Origin of the sequence: Pseudoleptotrichia goodfellowii (assembly GCF_007990505.1) — a bacterium.
In the GTDB taxonomy this organism is placed as follows: Bacteria; Fusobacteriota; Fusobacteriia; order Fusobacteriales; family Leptotrichiaceae; genus Pseudoleptotrichia; species Pseudoleptotrichia goodfellowii.
The window spans coordinates 1,320,748-1,338,275 of the sequence record NZ_AP019822.1; the positions used below are offsets into that span (position 1 = coordinate 1,320,748).

The 17,528-nt window shown below is 31.8% G+C and carries 18 protein-coding genes; 1 reads left to right on the top strand and 17 read right to left on the bottom strand.

Translation table 11 applies throughout. The features are described 5' to 3' along the window. Positions 1-90: 90 nt before the first annotated feature. From FVE72_RS06510 to FVE72_RS06525, 4 genes are all read right to left on the bottom strand, one after another. Entirely contained in the window at positions 91-1,557 is a 1,467-nt protein-coding gene (locus FVE72_RS06510) for an ATP-binding protein (RefSeq protein WP_026737720.1), read from the bottom strand. A gap of 218 nt (positions 1,558-1,775) precedes the next feature. Beyond that, positions 1,776-2,762 (bottom strand): ABC transporter substrate-binding protein, encoded by a 987-nt coding sequence (locus tag FVE72_RS06515; protein ID WP_006806534.1) that lies wholly within the window; start codon positions 2,760-2,762, stop codon positions 1,776-1,778. Between the two features lie 98 nt (positions 2,763-2,860). After that, complete coding sequence (locus tag FVE72_RS06520) at positions 2,861-3,490, bottom strand: DUF421 domain-containing protein (RefSeq protein ID WP_026737721.1); 630 nt, start codon at positions 3,488-3,490, stop codon at positions 2,861-2,863. 16 nt (positions 3,491-3,506) lie between these two features. Next, positions 3,507-3,950: a DUF3290 family protein gene (locus FVE72_RS06525; protein WP_026737722.1), complete on the bottom strand. Its 444-nt coding sequence runs from the start codon at positions 3,948-3,950 to the stop codon at positions 3,507-3,509. Between the two features lie 130 nt (positions 3,951-4,080). Here FVE72_RS06525 and FVE72_RS06530 point away from each other — a divergent pair, with 130 nt between their 5' ends. Next, positions 4,081-5,307, top strand: a complete 1,227-nt coding sequence (locus FVE72_RS06530; RefSeq protein ID WP_026737723.1) for an IS91 family transposase — start codon at positions 4,081-4,083, stop codon at positions 5,305-5,307. 233 nt (positions 5,308-5,540) lie between these two features. Here the strand turns inward: FVE72_RS06530 and FVE72_RS06535 are convergent, their stop codons facing one another. From FVE72_RS06535 to FVE72_RS06600, 13 genes are all read right to left on the bottom strand, one after another. Then, positions 5,541-5,822, bottom strand: a complete 282-nt coding sequence (locus FVE72_RS06535) for an HU family DNA-binding protein (protein WP_026737724.1) — start codon at positions 5,820-5,822, stop codon at positions 5,541-5,543. Between the two features lie 221 nt (positions 5,823-6,043). Next, a complete protein-coding gene (locus FVE72_RS06540) occupies positions 6,044-8,731 on the bottom strand; it encodes a cation-translocating P-type ATPase (RefSeq protein WP_026737725.1) in 2,688 nt (895 codons plus the stop codon). Positions 8,732-8,897: 166 nt separating this feature from the next. Then, positions 8,898-9,341 carry a hypothetical protein gene (locus FVE72_RS06545; RefSeq protein ID WP_006808308.1) on the bottom strand — a complete coding sequence of 148 codons (444 nt, stop codon included), beginning with the start codon at positions 9,339-9,341 and terminating at the stop codon, positions 8,898-8,900. 82 nt (positions 9,342-9,423) lie between these two features. Continuing rightward, on the bottom strand, positions 9,424-10,134 hold the full coding sequence (gene deoD / locus FVE72_RS06550) for a purine-nucleoside phosphorylase (protein ID WP_006808311.1): 711 nt from the start codon (positions 10,132-10,134) through the stop codon (positions 9,424-9,426). A 21-nt stretch (positions 10,135-10,155) separates the two neighbouring features. Continuing rightward, positions 10,156-10,584, bottom strand: coding sequence for a cytidine deaminase (gene cdd, locus FVE72_RS06555; protein WP_051411761.1), 429 nt, complete (start codon positions 10,582-10,584; stop codon positions 10,156-10,158). A gap of 16 nt (positions 10,585-10,600) precedes the next feature. Further along, entirely contained in the window at positions 10,601-11,311 is a 711-nt protein-coding gene (deoD, locus tag FVE72_RS06560; protein ID WP_026737727.1) for a purine-nucleoside phosphorylase, read from the bottom strand. An 11-nt stretch (positions 11,312-11,322) separates the two neighbouring features. After that, positions 11,323-11,676: a TfoX/Sxy family protein gene (locus tag FVE72_RS06565; RefSeq protein ID WP_026737728.1), complete on the bottom strand. Its 354-nt coding sequence runs from the start codon at positions 11,674-11,676 to the stop codon at positions 11,323-11,325. A 173-nt stretch (positions 11,677-11,849) separates the two neighbouring features. Next, a complete protein-coding gene (locus FVE72_RS06570) occupies positions 11,850-12,326 on the bottom strand; it encodes a pyridoxamine 5'-phosphate oxidase family protein (protein ID WP_026737729.1) in 477 nt (158 codons plus the stop codon). 25 nt (positions 12,327-12,351) lie between these two features. After that, positions 12,352-12,993, bottom strand: a complete 642-nt coding sequence (locus FVE72_RS06575; protein WP_026737730.1) for an NUDIX hydrolase N-terminal domain-containing protein — start codon at positions 12,991-12,993, stop codon at positions 12,352-12,354. A gap of 22 nt (positions 12,994-13,015) precedes the next feature. Continuing rightward, on the bottom strand, positions 13,016-14,191 hold the full coding sequence (locus FVE72_RS06580) for a phosphopentomutase (RefSeq protein ID WP_006807573.1): 1,176 nt from the start codon (positions 14,189-14,191) through the stop codon (positions 13,016-13,018). 634 nt (positions 14,192-14,825) lie between these two features. After that, positions 14,826-15,416 carry a methyltransferase domain-containing protein gene (locus tag FVE72_RS06590; protein WP_026737731.1) on the bottom strand — a complete coding sequence of 197 codons (591 nt, stop codon included), beginning with the start codon at positions 15,414-15,416 and terminating at the stop codon, positions 14,826-14,828. A gap of 47 nt (positions 15,417-15,463) precedes the next feature. Further along, entirely contained in the window at positions 15,464-16,129 is a 666-nt protein-coding gene (deoC, locus tag FVE72_RS06595) for a deoxyribose-phosphate aldolase (RefSeq protein WP_006807569.1), read from the bottom strand. A 36-nt stretch (positions 16,130-16,165) separates the two neighbouring features. After that, entirely contained in the window at positions 16,166-17,470 is a 1,305-nt protein-coding gene (locus FVE72_RS06600) for a thymidine phosphorylase (RefSeq protein WP_026737732.1), read from the bottom strand. Positions 17,471-17,528 lie beyond the last annotated feature (58 nt).

The following is a 17,528-nucleotide window of genomic DNA, read 5'->3' on the forward strand; positions in this document are numbered from 1 at the left end:
TTTTTTCACTTAAATATAAAATTTATTTTCCCGGGCTCAAATGAAAAAAGAGAATACAGCCGATTTATTTTTTATTATTTTTATTTTGAACTAATTTTTTTCATTGTATTCAATATTTTCTTCATTTATTTCCCATTCTCCTTTTTGTCTTCCTCCGTTACGTTTGATAACATTTTTTTCTCTTAATTTCATTATATAATATTTTACTTTACTCATCGGAAGATTCAAATCCGAAGCAATCTCATTTTGAGTTATAAAAGGATTTTTCATAATGCTTTCAATTATATTTTTGTCTGTATCACTTAATTCCATTGCTTTGTTAGTTATGTTAGCTTTGTTAGTTTCTTTGTTAGTTAAGTTAATTATGTCTGTTTCTTTGCTATCCTGTTCTTTTCCTGTATTTCTATAGAGATTTATTCTGAAATCTCCTTCAAAGTCTATTAATTCAGGCTCTCTTAGTCCGTATTTTTTAAACTCTTCAAATATACGCGGAATACCGCTTCCCCATTTTTCAATAATTTCCAGATAAGCGAACACATTGGCAATAGCACGGTTACGTACTTTGGAATACCCGCTTTTTATCTTATCTATGGTTACGCCTTTAGGCAATCCTCCCGGTGATGTAACTTCGAGTCTGTCGTCATAAAGTGCTATCTGAATATCGTTAGGCTCCAGATAATTTCTGTGCACTACGGCATTAGCAATGATTTCCCGAATGCTTTCTACAGGAAATTCGTAAACATCTTTTCTGTACAATCCGTTTATTTCAGCTCCTAAATTTATTTTGCTCAATACATATTTATAAGCTTCTTCCAGTTGATTTATAATAGAACCTGAAAATTCTCTTCTGTCTACAAATATTGCCCTTGTTTTGCCTTTAAAAACTCCGCATTGAACTTTGATATGATTTTCAATATTTTCTGCCAGAAGAATATAAGCATTTGAAGGAATTATTTTATTGTTTTTTTCTGTTAAAATTCCCCATGACAATAATACATTTTTAGTTATATCTTTTATTTCACTTTTACTATTAGAATTTTTTGAAGCAATTTCTTTTAATTTGGAGCAAAAATTGTTTATTTCTTCTTCGGTTATTTCTATGTCGGCCGGTGCCTGATCATAAGATCTGTTTGCTCCTTCAAAAAGAAGATCTTTTATTGTGTAATCATCTGCCAATCTTGTAGTTCCTGCTACACGAACATAAGTTCCTTTTTTTATTCCTGATGATTTTATATAATAAGGTGTTTGTTTTCCCGCAGCTATTTCCACTACAATAACAGTTTTACCATTTATTGTCTGTAAAGTAATATCAGGAATTATTAACGGCTCGCAACTGTCTGACACAGCATTTGTGATACTGTCCATTAGTTCAAATATATTTTCACTCTCTATTCCTGTTATTTCATAATTTTTATCTTTAACACCGAAAACTATTTTCCCTCCATTGCCGTTTGCGAATGCAACCACTGTTTTCATATATTTTTGACTGTTTTCGGGAACTGACTCTTTATATTCTACAGTTTTTGATTCTCCTTCTGATAATTTCTCAACTAACATTTTACTTCCTCCCTCGTATAATAAATAAAAATCCCCCGTAAATTTTCATATTTAAAATTATACATTTTAATTTCTGTGATGTCAATTTTTTTGAAATAAAAAATTCGACCTTAAAATTTTACAACAAAAAATGCTTTATTAAATGCAAAGATTTTTAAATATGTAAAATCCGAGATCAAAATTTTTTAATATCTTTTCTGAAAAATCAGACTATAATTTTATTTCTTTTTATCTTCAGTAAATACAGCCTGTTTCAATACTTCTTCAGGAATTTTTATCCCTAACAGTTCCATATTTCCTTTATTTATTTCTATTCGTAATTTTTTCATAGTTTCTATAGGAATATCCGAAGGTTTTTTACCGTTTTTCAATATTTCAACTGCTATTTCTCCGGCTCTGTATCCTATATCATAATCGGTAGTTCCTTGAGAAATAAGTCCTCCTCTGTCCGAATAAACATCATTTGTAGCAAATACAGGTACTTTCGCCTTATTTAATATATCAAGCAATGTAGGAAAATAGGAAGAAATTGTATTATCCTGTATTGCATAAAAAATATCGACCTGTTTTGAAAGTATATTCGCTGCTGCAACGAGTTCCGTTCCATTTGTTATTGACTTGTCTACCACTTCAAATCCCTTTTCGGGAGCCAGTTTTTTTAAATTATTCAATTCGGAAATTGAATTTTGTTCAGATGAATTATAGATTATACCGATTTTTTTTGCTTTCGGAAATAATTGTCTCATCAACTCAAGATTTTCATTAATCGGAGCAGCTCCGCTTGTTCCTGTTATATTCGGAACACCTTCCAATCCCGCACCTTTAGGATCCGTAACTGCTGCTATGACAACAGGAATATCTTTAATCTTATTTTTTGCCGCCTGTGATGTAGGGGTTGTTATTGCATAAACCAAATCTTTTTTATCTGCCTGAAATTGTTGCATTATCAGTGCCTGTGTAGGTATCTCTCCGTTAGCAACTTTATCATCGTACTCCACTTTGATTCCCGCTTTCTCAATTGCATCTTTAAATCCCTGTTTTGCCGAGTTTAAAGCCGGATGATCTACTATTTGCGACATTCCGATTTTATAAACCTTTTCCTGTTGCTGAGTTTCTTTGACCTTTCCATTTTCATTATTTCCGCATGACACCGACATGCCTCCTAACATACCGAATAACAGCACACCTCTCATAATTTTTTTCATCTGAATCTCCTCCTAAAATAATTTATTTTTGTTTTTCATTATACCACATTTTTCAAATATACAAAATTAATTTTTAAATATATTTATATATATTTTATTTATTCTTTATTTATAATAAACAAATCATCGTCTGAAATTTCTGCTAAAAATACATCTTCTACATTTTCTATACCTTTTCTGTTAAGCTTTTCCATAAGCCATTCATTGTCTTTTCCCGAATGCATAAGATTATTTTCCTGTATTTTTCCTTCAGCAATCAATACCATACCGAATTTATCTTCTTTCTTAATTATAGTAAGTTGACCGTTCGATTCCATAAAAGCATCTTCAATATCCGAAACTTTATATACACCTTTCATTCTTAATTTCGTATAAAAATCGGCAACCGACATACTAGCTTTCGCAAAATTTTCGGTTATAAGTTTTCCGTCCTTTGCCAACACTATTATTTGCCCGTCGATTATATTTTTTACTCCGGTACTTGTATTTTTCAAAAAGTTTATGGAAGTCATAAGTAATCCCCATATGAGTAAAACCATTAAAAACTGAACTACCGTTATTGCAGGATTATAAATAACCCCTCCGATTATTCCTCCTAAAACATAGTTTCCTATCTGATCTCCCGTAGACAGTGGAGCCAGCTGACCTTTTCCGTTAAGATTCATAAATAAAACCAATGCAATAAATCCTATTGTCAATTTTATTGCCATAGATATTATAAAAGACATTTTTTACTCCTTTCATTTACTTATCAAATATTTTTATTTCATCTACATAAGGTACTGTCATCTCTTCTACAAGGATATTATTATCAACCCAATGTATCTGATAAAATTTATCTCTTATCTTATAAACCGTATGTTCTGTTATTTCTTTTGTATTAACATATATTTCGTCTTCGGAAACATTAAATTTTTCCGATAATCCCCTTATTACACTTGCTGTATTTTTATATATTTTTTCCTGATTATTTTGAGCCTGAACTTCACTCATTTTAGACAGGCCAAATAACAGTACCAGTATAAGTGCAAGTAAACTTATCTGTTTTTCTTTCAAAGTGATACTTCCTTTGAACCAACGTGTCAAAATAAAAAGCAAAAATATTATTATCACGAATATGGCTCCAATGATCAGTTTATCTGTGATTAACTTGCTATTTTGAAGATAGCCCTGACTATAAAATTCCATATCTTCCTCCTTAATTTCAAATATAATGCTATTTTATTATAAAACTCCGAAAATATCAATCATACATTCCATTTTTTTTATAAAAAAAGCCGAATTTGAAATTCGGCTGATTTTTTTGTATACTGTATTTATGACTAGTAAACACTTTATACAAAATAAACTGAAAACTATCTTCAGTAATAAAAACATTGTACTAAATTCTTTAAACTTTTGCAAGAAAAATTATCTTAACCCTAAACACCTTCAATATATTAAATTTTCTATCTCTAAATTTCTTGCTTGTAGAGATTTATCCAAAGGCTTTGTTTCTTTCAAATGCCCTAACTGTCCTATTACTCACAAATTCCCTCTTTCCTGTAAATCCAGACTCTGTCCTTCTTGCGGTTACAAATATTCGCAACTTTGGACTGATAATATTCATAAACATATTCTAAACATTCCTCACAGACATGTTCTTTTTACTATTCCTAAAGCATGCAGAATGTTTTTCTTCTATGATAGAAATCTACTTTCTAAGCTTTCTGTCGCTGTTAATGATATCTTTAAATTTCACTTCCATAATATTTCTAAAAAGAATAAAAGAATTAATAAAATTTCCAAATCTTCTAAATATTACTTCACTGATTCTGATATTCTTCATTATGGTCTTATTTCTGTTATTCATACTTTCGGGCGTGATTTAAAATGGAATCCTCATATTCACGCTATCGTTTCTCTCGGAGGATTTAATAAAAATTTTGATTTTAAAAAACTTGAATACTTTAATGTCAATACTATTGCAGGTCAATGGAAATATCACGTCCTTGATATTATTTCTAAAGGTAATTATCCTAATCAAAAAATCAAAAGATTAGCTAAAATTACTGTCAATAAGCTATATAGTCAAAATGCAAGATTCTTTTTTAATGTCAGAAGCGGTGATGTCAATAACACCAAAGGTATTATCAAATACTTAGGTCGATATCTTGCACGTTCTCCTATTGCTGAGTATAAAATTACTGATATTACTGACAATGAAGTTACTTTCTTTTACAATGATTTAGCTAATGATAAACAAAAAACATTTATTACTATGCCTATTCAAAAATTTATTTCCCAAATTTTAATCCATGTACCTCCTAAAAATTTTAAAATGGTTAATAGATATGGACTATATGCAAGACATATTTCCAATAAGCTAAAAAGAGCTGTTATTCCTTTTAAGAAGAATATTGTCCCTAATAAATTTTCTTTTTATCAAAGACAAACATTTAAAACTTTCGGTATAAATCCTTTCTATTGTCCTATATGTAACATTAGAATGATTGTATGGGAATTTTATCATTATTTATATCCCAAACCTAAAAGATATTATTAAATCTTTTTAATCCAACTATGTTGGATATTTTGTCATACATTTTTTTTGATAAAAAGATAATAAAGAGGCTTACGCCTCTTATATAATTTGCAAAACATATCATTGAATTTGATTTCTAATCATTTATTTAATCATTAAATTTAAATTTACTTTCCTTAGGAATAAAAAAGAAACTGTCTTTAAAATACAGAACAAATCCGCTATTAAAAACAGTTTCCTATGTTTTGATTCGATTATTTCCCTTTTGCTACTTTGTCAGCCAATTTTTTACCGACTTTAAATTTAACTACTTTTTTAGCAGCTATTTTTATTTCTTTTCCTGTTTGAGGGTTTCTTCCTTTTCTTGCAGCTCTTTTTTGTACTCCGAATGTTCCCCATCCAACGAATTGAACAGTTTCTCCTTTAGCTAATGATTTTTCAACAGTTCCTAAAAATTCATTTACCAATTCCTCAGATCTTTTTTTAGTTTCTCCTGTAGCTTTAGCATAAGCTTCAACAAATTCTTTTTTTGACATTTTTGCCTCCTAAAAATTTTAAGTTGTTATTTACACATTTTGCAAATAATCAATCTACACTTGTATTTTAACCTTTTTTTGAAATTTGTCAAGTAAAATTATTGTTTTTTACTATTTTTAATTGAAAATTAAATTTTTACTTATTAAAAAATAACAATAAACTTTAATTTTATAAAATTTTTTTAAGTTAATAATAAAATTTTTTGCCTTTTGATTTACAACTATTTTTGAATTATATTTCTTTTTCTTGAAATTATTTTTATAATTTCATTTACTGCAAAAGGAATTAATGCAAATAAGATCACTATATCCCAATCTACCAATTTTATTTGTGTAACTTTAAATATATTCGATATTGAAGGGATAGAAGTCAATCCTACCTGTAATACTATTCCTGTAATAATAGAAAGAATTAAAAATTTATTTTTAAAGAATCCTACTTCAAATATAGTTTTTTTACTGTTTCTCATTGTCAATGAATAAAACAATTGAGATACTGTCAATACTATAAATGCCATTGTTCTACCGTATGTAAGAGCCGTTTCAGCTTCAGGGGTATTATTATTGAACAACTCCGATATTCCGAATCCGTGTTCATTTATCCCTATATAAAATGCAAAAAGTGTCAAACTTCCTATAAGTATTCCTGCGATAACGGCTCTCATTCCTGCACCTTCGGCAAAAAAACTTTCTTTAGGATTTCTCGGTTTTCTTGTCATTACTTCTTTATCTCCGGGATCCACTCCAAGTGAAATAGCAGGCAAAGTATCAGTTACAAGGTTTATCCATAACAACTGTATCGGCAGTAAAGGTAACGGCCAGTTAAATAATGTAGCTGCAAATACACACATAACTTCTCCCAGATTACATGAAAGCAGGAACATTATAGTTTTTTTAATATTATTGTATATATTTCTTCCTTCTTCTATAGCAGTGACTATTGTTGTAAAATTATCGTCAGTCAAAATCATATCACTTGCACCTTTGGATACATCGGTACCCGTTATTCCCATTGCTACACCTATGTCGGCGAATTTTAATGAAGGTGCGTCATTTACTCCGTCTCCTGTCATTGAAACAATATTTCCGTGATCTTTGAACGCTTTTACTATTTTAACTTTATGTTCCGGAGAAACTCTTGCAAATACTCTGTATTTATTTATATCTTCAGCAAACTTGTCCTCAGGAATTTCATCTATTTCCGCTCCGGTTAAACTTTGGCTTATATCTGTTGCTATTCCCAACTCTTTTGCAATGGCAACTGCTGTATTTTTATGATCTCCTGTAATCATAACAGGGGTTATTCCCGCTTTTTTGGCTTCAACAATAGAAGCTTTTACTTCTGTTCTAGGAGGGTCTATCATTCCTACGATTCCCACCACAACAAGATCTTTTTCCATTTCTTGGGCTGAAATAATACTGTCTGTATCTTTAAATGCCACACCTAAAACTCTTAATGCTGTATCAGACATTTCTTCCGCCGCTTTCAATATTTTATTTTTCATTTCTTCAGTTAAAGGAATAATCTCACCGTTTACAAATATTCTGTCCGATTTTGTAAGAATATTGTCAATAGCTCCCTTTGTGTGAACTCTGTACCCGTTTTCTTCTTCATTTAACGTAGACATCAGTTTTCTGTCCGAATCGAAAGGATTTTCTCCTACTCTTTTATACTCTGTATTAAGTGTATTTTTCTCAAGATTGAATCTATCTCCCAATACTACCAGTGCCACTTCTGTAGGATCTCCTACATCCTGTCCCACGTCAATTGATGCATCGGAACAAAGTACAAAAGATCTGATTAATTCTTTTTCATCTTTATTCGCTTCAAAATCTCTTCCTTCGGAAGGCACATCCCTATGATTATCAAGAGTGTATATTTTCACTACTGTCATCTTGTTTTGTGTTAATGTTCCCGTTTTGTCGGAACAGATTATGTTTACTGCCCCCAAAGTTTCCACAGCAGGAAGTTTTCTCACGATAGCGTGTTTTTTGGACATTCTCGTTACACCCATTGAAAGAACTATGGCAACAATAGCCACAAGACCTTCAGGTATCGCTGCAACTGCAAGACTTATAGAAGTCATAAGCATATCAATCCAGTTTCTTCCTTGAAAAAGTCCTATTACAAATATAAAAAGACATATTCCTATCGCCATGTATCCCAACGTTTTTCCCAACTCATCGAGCTTTATCTGTAAAGGTGTCAATGTATTTTCATCTTCATCAAGTATTTTTGCTATTTTACCGATTTCAGTATCCATGGCAGTAGCTACGACTACTCCTTCTCCTCTTCCGTAAGTAGCCATTGTAGACATAAATGCCATATTTTCTTTATCTCCGAGAGGAATTTTTTCATCTTCTGCAATAAAATCGGCATTTTTTTCGGTAGGAACAGATTCTCCTGTTAAAGCCGATTCTTCTATTTGCAAATTGGCACTTTCAATAAGTCTTATATCTGCCGGTATAAATCTTCCCGCATCAATTATAAGTATATCTCCGGGAACCAAATCTTCAGAATTTATTTCTATAATTTCCCCGTTACGTCTTACTGCACTTTTGGGAGTCGTCATTTGCTGCAGAGCTTCCAATGCTTTTTCCGCTTTAGATTCCTGGACTACTCCTACTACCGCATTTATCAATACTACTGCTAAAATAATTATCGCATCGGTTACCCCTTCCAAACCGTGAGCAACTATATTAATCACAGCTGCCCCTATAAGTACATAAATAAGAACATCCTGTAACTGACCTAAAAACAGTTGAAATATGCTCTTTTTAGGCTTCCCTTTTAATTTATTCTGTCCGTATTTTTCAAGTCTTTTATTAACTTCATCATTTGTCAGTCCTGTTTTCGGATTAACATTCAGTTCTCTTAATACTTCTTCCTGTGATTTCGTAAACCACATATTTCGTCCACCTCTTTCTTAATCATTGTCTTATTATTATATCCGATTTATAATCTTTTAGCAACTATAAAATATTCAATTTTTGAAAAAAACCGATTCTACAAAAAAATTGATACAAAAATCTTCATAAACAAATTTTTCATATCAATTTCTTTAAAATTTAAAATTATTTTCCGTATGTAGAAAACATCTTTTTAAAAGTATCTCTGAATGTTTTCGAGTTTGCCAACTTATAGTCTGCTTCTGTAAGCTTTTTACAATTTTTTACATAATACGACTCATAAAGATAGTTTTTTCCTTTTTTAGGATTTTTTTCTCCCATTTCATCTAATGCTTCATTTATATCATTCAACATAGCTTTTACATCATTATCCGGGTTTGACAGTTTATCTCCTTTTCCGTCTTTATTATAAGACATCTGCATAATCGTAGTACCTATTACCGTACAAATATTTCCCGTTTTGTAATAATCATCTCCGAAAAATTCCTCCCAATCTTCAGAACTCTCACCAACTAAAATACCGTCATCATTTATTTTCATTTCTCCGAAACTCACTACTGAAATTATTACAAAAAACAATGTTAATAATACTTTCATCTTCTTAAGCATAAAAAAACTCACTCCTTTATTATTTTAGAATGAGTTATTATATCATATGAAAATAATATTTTCTATACTATTTTTTAAAAGTTTATTGTTCGAGTATACTTTCTAATGCCAATTCTACCATTTCGTTGAAGTCTGATTGTCTTTCTTTTGAAGAAGTAGCTTCTCCTGTAACAAGAGAATCACATATTGTCAGTAAAGTTAAAGCATTCACTCCAAATTTGGCAGCAGTAGTATATAATTGTGCCGTTTCCATTTCCACACACAGTACTCCGAATTTTGCCCATTTTTTCCAGTGTTCAGGTTCATCGTCATAAAAAGTATCAGTAGAAAGTATATTTCCCGCCCTTATATTGATTTTTTTTAATTTTGCTGTTTTATATGTTCTGAATAATAAATCAGGGCTTGCTGTAGGTGCGTAATCTGCACCGTTAAATCTTAGCTTGTTTATATTCGACTCTGTTGACGAAGAAATTGCCATAACTATATCTCTTACTTTTAAATCTTTTTGGAATGAACCTGCAGTTCCTACTCTTATCAAATTCTTAACTCTGTATTCAGTTATAAGTTCATGAGAATAAATTCCTGTTGAAGGAGTTCCCATACCTGTCCCTTGTACTGATACTTTTTTTCCTTTATATGTTCCTGTAAAGCCTGACATTCCTCTGACACCATTATACTGCATTACATTTTCAAAAAAAGTTTCCGCTATGTGTTTTGCTCTCAAAGGATCTCCCGGTAATAATATTGTTTCTGCTATTTCTCCTCTTTTCGCTTCTATATGGGGTGTTCCCATTTTTCTTTCCTCCTGAACAATTTACAAATCTTCCGGTCCGAACGAATAAGGCAACAACTCGTCTATAGACCAGATTTTATACTTTTTATCTCTATTTGTTAGAATAATAACTGTGTCTTTATCGGAAAATTCCGATATAAACTGTCTGCATGCACCGCAAGGACTTATCGGCTCAGGAGTTCCTCCTGTTACTATAAGCAGCTTGATTTTTTTCATACCTTCGGTTACGGCTGTGGGTATTACATTTCTTTCGGCACATATTCCCACTCCATAAGAAGCATTTTCCACATTCACGCCTTTAAATTTTTTTCCGTTCTGATCTATCAGCAAAGCAGCTACAGGAAACTTGGAATAAGGCACATAAGCCCTATCCAATGTTTCGTTTGCTTCATCAATATAGTCGGATATTTCTTTTTCAGTCAATTTTATTTTTCCTGTCAATTCTTTCATTTTTATCCCCCGTTTATTACAAGTTTAAAGCACTTTCCAATGCTACTTCTATCATATCGTTAAATGTAAGTTGTCTTTCTTCTGCAGAAGTTGCCTCTCCGGTAACTAAAGAATCACTTATTGTAAGTAATGTCAAAGCATTTACTCCAAATTTTGCTGCAGTTGTATATAGTTGAGCAGTTTCCATTTCTACGCACAACACTCCGAATTTTGCCCATTTTTTCCATGCTTCAGGCTCGTCTCCGTAAAAAGTATCACTCGTAAGAACATTTCCCGCTTTCATGCTGAGTCCTTTAGCTTTTCCCACTTCATATGCTTTAAATAACAAATCTGCACTTGCAGTAGGAGCATAATCTGCACCGTTAAATCTCAACTTGTTTATAGCTGAATCTGTTGATGCCGCCATTGCTATAACTACATCTCTTATTTTTACACTTTCCTGAAAAGAACCTGCAGTTCCTACTCTTATTAAATTTTTACATCCGTATTCATTTATCAATTCATGAGAATAAATCCCTATCGAAGGCACTCCCATTCCTGTTCCCTGAACGGAAACTTTTTTTCCTTTATAAGTTCCTGTAAATCCTAACATTCCTCTGACATTGTTATATTGTACTATATCCTGTAAAAATGTTTCCGCAATGTATTTCGCTCTTAACGGATCTCCCGGTAATAATATTGTTTCTGCTATGTCTCCTTTTTTTGCTCCTATGTGTGGTGTTGCCATGTTTTTACCTCCTAAAATTTTTTATTATTTATTTTATTTTTTACTGCTTTTTTCTTTTTTACTTTCGGTGCAGGAAGTTCCTCATACATTTTTTCAAATAACTCCCTGTATTGCTCTTTATTTTCAGGATCTTCAATCAAAATCATCTTTGATCCTCTCTCATAAGGCAATTCAAGTTTTGCATCAGATAAAAGATTTTTTGAAGCATTTGTTACTTTTATCAAAAATCTGTCATCGTATATTCCTCCGATAACCTTTTTACGATAATAAATAACATATTCTCCCATCATATATCTGTAAGTTATTTCTTCCAAATCAGATAATTGCTCCAAAATAAATTCGAGATATTCTTTACTTGAAGGCATATTTTTCTCCTTTTTTAATAATCAATCCCATTTTTACAGAATCTTTAATTTCCCGATTCATTGATTCCAGTATCTTTTAATTACCATATCTTCTTTTGGGCTTCTTACTTTACAAACTATGTTATTTTCCAATTTATATTCATAAACATTTAAAATCAAGACAAAACCTCCTATTATTCATGCTCCTTACAGGAAAGTTCTTCAACTTCAAGTTTAAAAACACATACAGAGTTTATCATCCTTTCATCAAATTTCCATTCGGATTTTTCAGTATTATGCTTCATAAGTTCCAAAAGTCCTTTTAATTTCTCTTCGTAATCTTCTATAAAAGTTACTCTGCCGTTTCCTATAACACTCTGAAATGCCGAAGTATAAGTACATGCAACATCTTCATTTTTAAAATATATTTTATGATTTGTGTCAAGCTCAAATCCCACGTAATTATTTACTTTCAATATATCATATTTTCTTCCTGTTTTTGCACCGTGAAAATAAAATGTATACTTCCCGTTTTCTTCTGTAAATCCGAAATTCAGAGGAACTATATAGACTTTTCCGTTATCATTTAATCCCAGTCTGCAACAGTCACATTCAGAAATAATTTCTTTTATTTTTTCATTATCTGTTATTTCTCTGTCTTTTCTTCTCAATTTTCCCTCCTTAGATTGAACCCAATTAATCAAATACTGCTTCCCACGTGTCGGATTTATATGCTTTAAAACACATTTTTATTTGCTTTTCAGTATTTCTGATTTCTGACAATTCAGGTAACTCATCTAAACTGAAATATTTTCTTTCGGAAGTTTCTATATTTTTTACAAATTCTCCTTCATTTTCTTCATCTAAAGAGCAGAGAACAAAAATTTTACTTATTCCGTAAGGCACCTGACCCAGTCCGCATCCGAAATTATTTTTAAAGCCGTCCTGAACAGCAATGATTTTTTTGGCAGTTACTTTCACTCCTGCTTCTTCTTTTACTTCCTTTTCAGTATTTTCTTTTATGGATAAGTATACGTCAACCCAGCCTCCCGGTAATGCCCATTTTTTATCTCTTTCTTTTACCATAAGTATTTTATCGTTTTTAAATACTGCGGCACGGGTATCCATTTTCGGTGTCTGATAGCCGACTTCATTGCAAAACATCATATTTACCTTCTCCAAAGAAACATCTCCTTTTTTTGCAAGAATTTCTGCCGATATTTCTCTTATTCTTGTATACCTTTCCACATCAAATACATCTTTTGCATAATTCAATCCTGCCTGTGCCAAACTTTGTAATTCCATTGCCCATTTCAGCCATTGTTCTCTGTCTTCCATATTAAGCCTTTCAAATCAGATTTTATAATATCTCCTTAGCAAAACTTCCTTCTTTTTCAGTTCCTAAAAGTATTTCTTCTATTGTTGCCGCTATATCTGCAAAAGTTTTTCTTACCCCTATATTTACATTCTTTTTAACTTTTTTTCCTGTTACAAGTATAGGGATATACTCTCTTGTGTGATCTGTCCCTTTATAAGTAGGGTCATTTCCGTGATCGGCAGTAATTATAAGGATTTCGTCATCTCTCAAATTTTTCTCAATTTCAGGCAGCCAATTATCAAACTCGATTAAAGCATTTACATATCCCTGAACATTTCTTCTATGACCGTAAACCGCATCAAAATCTACCAGATTTGTAAATATAAGTCCTTTCGTATTTTCTTTTAATGCCGCAACAGTTTTTTTAATTCCGTCAAGGTTATCCTGATTGGCTTTTCTGTTATCTGTAATTCCTTTTCCGTTGAACAGATCACTTGTTTTTCCTATTCCTACTACATCAAGTCCTGCTTTTTCAAGTCTTTCAAGCATGGACTCTTTAGGTGGATCAATGGAAAAATCATGTCTGTTGGCAGTTCTTTTAAATTCTCCGACTTTTTTTCCTACATAAGGTCTTGCGATTACCCTTGCAACAGGAGAAATTCTGTTACATATTTCCAGAGCGATTTCACAACCTTTGTATAACTCTTCAAGAGGTATTACATCTTCATTTGCTGCAATCTGAAACACAGGGTCTGCAGATCCGTAAACTATCCAATCTCCTGTTTTTATTTGTTCCTCTCCGAATTTATCAATAATCACCGTTCCCGAAGCAGGTCTGTTCCACAATACTTTTCTTCCTGTTTTTTCTTCAAATTCTTTTATGACTTCGTCGGAAAATCCATTTGAATAGTTAGGGAACGGTCTTTCTAAAGGTACACCTGCAATTTCCCAGTGTCCTGTAGTCGAATCTTTTCCGATAGATACTTCTACCGCCTTACCGTAAGCTCCTTCTGCTTCTTTTACAGCAGGAGTTCCTTCAATTTTAGTTATATTTCCTAATCCCAATTTTCCCATATTAGGTAAACTCATTCCGCCTGCAGCTTTTGCCATATTTCCTAATGTGTTTGAGCCTACATCATCAAAATCCGCAGCATCAGGTAATTCTCCCGCTCCGACACTGTCCAGGACTATTAATGTTATTCTGTTTATATCTTTCATTTTTTCATTCCTTTCGTTTTATTATATTTTAATTTTTTATAGAATTATTATTAAAAATATAGTATAATAAGATTAGCCTTCGCTCTGTTACGAGCAGAAAGGAGGTAAATCATGACTGAACACATCGTCATCGGTATTCTCTCATTAATGTCATTTCAGAATTGATTGTGTATTTTATAATCAGATTCATTGAAAAACATCATGAGAGGTAAAGAAAAAACCCCTGTAGCAGCAGGGATTTTTAGGTAAACATTGACTGAATACATCATTTACAAACTTATTATACCACATCTACAAAAAAAGTCAATCTTTTTTCACCCTGTTTTAATTTTATTATTATATTTTCATCTATAATTTTTTCATATTTTCCGATATATTTGAAAATCTGTTTCTCTTACAATGTCCAAACTCTGGTTATTTATTCATTTTGATTTTGAAATTACAATGATTTTATTTTAAATTTCTATTTTTCTCCAACAATCATTCCTTTTTGAATATATTCTTTTATTTTCATACCGTAACCCCATTTTTCAGCGTAAGCATCGGTTACTTCATCTTTTAAGATGATTATATTTTTAAAGCCTGATTTCTCTATTATTTTATATAATTCTTCCTCCGGAATCGCTCCTCCTACTCATGTACAATGCATTTTTTCAGATTTTCTCCATTCTTTCGGCAAATCTTTTTTCAATATTATATCGGAAATATAGAATTTTCCTCCTGATTTTAAAATTCTGTACAATTCATCATATGTTTTCTGTTTATCCGGCTCAAGGTTAATAACGCAGTTGCTTATTGCTTTATCTATACTGTTTGAATCAAAAGGCATATTCGTAAGAGTTCCTCTTCTAAATTCTATATTTTTAAATTTTTTCATATCCCTAATTTTTTCAGCTTTTTTTATTATGTCCTCTAACCTGTCCATACCGTAGAGAACACCTGAATTAGGATATTTCATTCTTGTCAAAAAGATATCTTTTCCTGTTCCACAACCTAAATCTATAAGAGTTTCTCCGTCATTTAAAATTAGATTCTCAAGAGGATTCCCACAAGAAAGCCCTGTGTCCGCTTCTTCAGGGAGTTGCTTTAACATTTCCTGATTATAACCCAAAGATTCGGATATTTTTTCGGGAGAAATATGTGTTTTATATTCTTTGTCGAAAATTTTTTGATAAAATTCATCGACTTTTTCTCTTATTTTTTCATTATCATTTTTATTTTTCATAATTTATCCCTTCAGCAAATAACAAAGCAAATTTACGGCATTAACAATTAATATTTTCCTTCTTCTACTTCTAATCCTTTTATTATTTCGATTCCCGAGCTTGTTCCGAGTCTTGTTGCTCCCAACTCTATATATTTTTGAGCAGTTATCAAATCTTTTACTCCACCGCTTGCTTTCACTTGAGCTTTATCACCTACTATCGATTTCATTAATTTTACATCATCAAAAGTTGCTCCTCCTGTTCCGAATCCTGTGGAAGTTTTTACGAAATCGGCTTTAGCATTTAGAGAAAGTTCACATGCTTTTTTCTTTTCTTCGTCTGTCAAATAGCAAGTTTCTATTATCACTTTCAACACATTATTTCCGATTGCTTCTTTTATTTCTCTTATTTCCTGCTCTACATAAGCGTATTCTCCGTCTTTCAAAGCAGCCACATTTATAACCATATCTATTTCAGAAGCACCGTCTTCTATAGCTTTTTTAGCTTCAAAAACTTTCACATCTTTGGACATTGCTCCCAAAGGAAATCCTACAACTGCTGCCACTTTGACATCACTGTCTTTTACCTGTTCATAGGCATATTTTACATTAGCTCCGTTTACACATACAGAAAAAAATTTGTATTCTTTTGCTTCGTCACATAATTTTTTTATATCCTTTTTTTGAGCTGTCGCCTTTAAAATCGTGTGATCAATATATTTATTTATTTCCATTTTTATTTTCCTTTCTTCACATTCAATTATTATTGACTATTCTATAATCTCCAAAATAGCTTTCTGCTTGTCGACTTTATCGGATTGTATTACGTAAGCATCTAAAATCATACTTCTTGAATTATTGACATTTTTATCATCGTTATAATAAATTTCGGCTATTTTTTCACCTTTATTGACTTTATCTCCGACTTTTTTCAATATTTTTATACCTACCGCATGATCAATTATATCTTCCTTAGTTGCTCTTCCGGCACCTATAATCATTGCAGCTTTTCCTATTTCTTCGGCTTTTATTTTTGAAACATAACCGTCTTTTTCAGAAAATACTTCTGTCATTGACTTCGGTTGCGGAAGTAAATTATAATCATTTACAAGGTTGCCGTTTCCGCCGCTTTCACTTATAAATTCGGACAGTTTTTTAAGAGCCGAACCGTTATTTATGACTTCTTCTATTTTAGATTTTCCTTCGGACAATTCCTTAATTTCTCCTTTAGCTTTTAATGCAAGGGAAGCAATAGCATAAACAACTTCTTTCAGATCTTCAGGTCCGTTTCCCTTCAACGTTTCAATAGCTTCTGTTATTTCATTGGCATTTCCTATAGAATATCCTAAAGGCTCGTCCATATTACTTAATACCACTTTTACTTTTCTTCCTGCACCTTTTCCTATTTCTATCATTCTTTTAGCCAGTTCTTTTGCATGCTCAATATCTTTCATAAAAGCTCCGTCGCCTACTTTTACGTCCAATATTATAACATCCGACTGAATAGCCAGTTTTTTACTCATAATACTGCTCGCAATTAAAGGAATACTAGGTACAGTTCCTGTTACATCTCTCAAAGAATAAAGTTTTTTATCTAACGGAACAATTTTATCACTGTATCCCATAAGTCCTATTCCTGTTTTGTTTGCTACAGAAACCAGTTCATCTCTTGTATTTGAAAATTTAAAACCGTCTATTGATTCAAATTTGTCAATAGTTCCGCCTGTGTGCCCAAGACCTTTTCCTGAAAGTTTTGCAGTTCCCATACCGAGTGCAGCCAATACAGGTGCTAAAACTACCGTTACTTTATCTCCTACTCCGCCGGTACTGTGCTTATCTACTAAAAATTTATCAATTTCATCAAATTTTATTATATCTCCCGAATCTCTCATTATTGTGGTAAATTCAAGTAATTCATCTACGGTCATGTCATTAAAGTAAGTCGCCATTAAAAATGATGACATTTGATAATCAGGAACATTTCCTTTTAAATATTCACTTAATAAAAATGAAATTTCTTCTTTTGTTAGTTCCTGTTTTTCTCTTTTCTTTTCTATTAAATCTACTACTCTCATGTTAATTTCTCCTTTCTTTTAGTCAATAAAAGCAGGACGTTAAATCCTGCTTTCATTT

What these genes read in the sequence shown, in the direction of transcription:
- FVE72_RS06510 (WP_026737720.1), bottom strand. Translation starts at nt 1,557, where the DNA reads ATGTTAGTTGAGAAATTATCAGAAGGAGAATCAAAAACTGTAGAATAT.
- FVE72_RS06515 (WP_006806534.1), bottom strand. Translation starts at nt 2,762, where the DNA reads ATGAAAAAAATTATGAGAGGTGTGCTGTTATTCGGTATGTTAGGAGGC.
- FVE72_RS06520 (WP_026737721.1), bottom strand. Translation starts at nt 3,490, where the DNA reads ATGTCTTTTATAATATCTATGGCAATAAAATTGACAATAGGATTTATT.
- FVE72_RS06525 (WP_026737722.1), bottom strand. Translation starts at nt 3,950, where the DNA reads ATGGAATTTTATAGTCAGGGCTATCTTCAAAATAGCAAGTTAATCACA.
- FVE72_RS06530 (WP_026737723.1), top strand. Translation starts at nt 4,081, where the DNA reads ATGACTAGTAAACACTTTATACAAAATAAACTGAAAACTATCTTCAGT.
- FVE72_RS06535 (WP_026737724.1), bottom strand. Translation starts at nt 5,822, where the DNA reads ATGTCAAAAAAAGAATTTGTTGAAGCTTATGCTAAAGCTACAGGAGAA.
- FVE72_RS06540 (WP_026737725.1), bottom strand. Translation starts at nt 8,731, where the DNA reads ATGTGGTTTACGAAATCACAGGAAGAAGTATTAAGAGAACTGAATGTT.
- FVE72_RS06545 (WP_006808308.1), bottom strand. Translation starts at nt 9,341, where the DNA reads ATGCTTAAGAAGATGAAAGTATTATTAACATTGTTTTTTGTAATAATT.
- deoD (WP_006808311.1), bottom strand. Translation starts at nt 10,134, where the DNA reads ATGGGAACACCCCATATAGAAGCGAAAAGAGGAGAAATAGCAGAAACA.
- cdd (WP_051411761.1), bottom strand. Translation starts at nt 10,584, where the DNA reads ATGAAAGAATTGACAGGAAAAATAAAATTGACTGAAAAAGAAATATCC.
- deoD (WP_026737727.1), bottom strand. Translation starts at nt 11,311, where the DNA reads ATGGCAACACCACACATAGGAGCAAAAAAAGGAGACATAGCAGAAACA.
- FVE72_RS06565 (WP_026737728.1), bottom strand. Translation starts at nt 11,676, where the DNA reads ATGCCTTCAAGTAAAGAATATCTCGAATTTATTTTGGAGCAATTATCT.
- FVE72_RS06575 (WP_026737730.1), bottom strand. Translation starts at nt 12,993, where the DNA reads ATGGAAGACAGAGAACAATGGCTGAAATGGGCAATGGAATTACAAAGT.
- FVE72_RS06580 (WP_006807573.1), bottom strand. Translation starts at nt 14,191, where the DNA reads ATGAAAGATATAAACAGAATAACATTAATAGTCCTGGACAGTGTCGGA.
- FVE72_RS06590 (WP_026737731.1), bottom strand. Translation starts at nt 15,416, where the DNA reads ATGAAAAATAAAAATGATAATGAAAAAATAAGAGAAAAAGTCGATGAA.
- deoC (WP_006807569.1), bottom strand. Translation starts at nt 16,129, where the DNA reads ATGGAAATAAATAAATATATTGATCACACGATTTTAAAGGCGACAGCT.
- FVE72_RS06600 (WP_026737732.1), bottom strand. Translation starts at nt 17,470, where the DNA reads ATGAGAGTAGTAGATTTAATAGAAAAGAAAAGAGAAAAACAGGAACTA.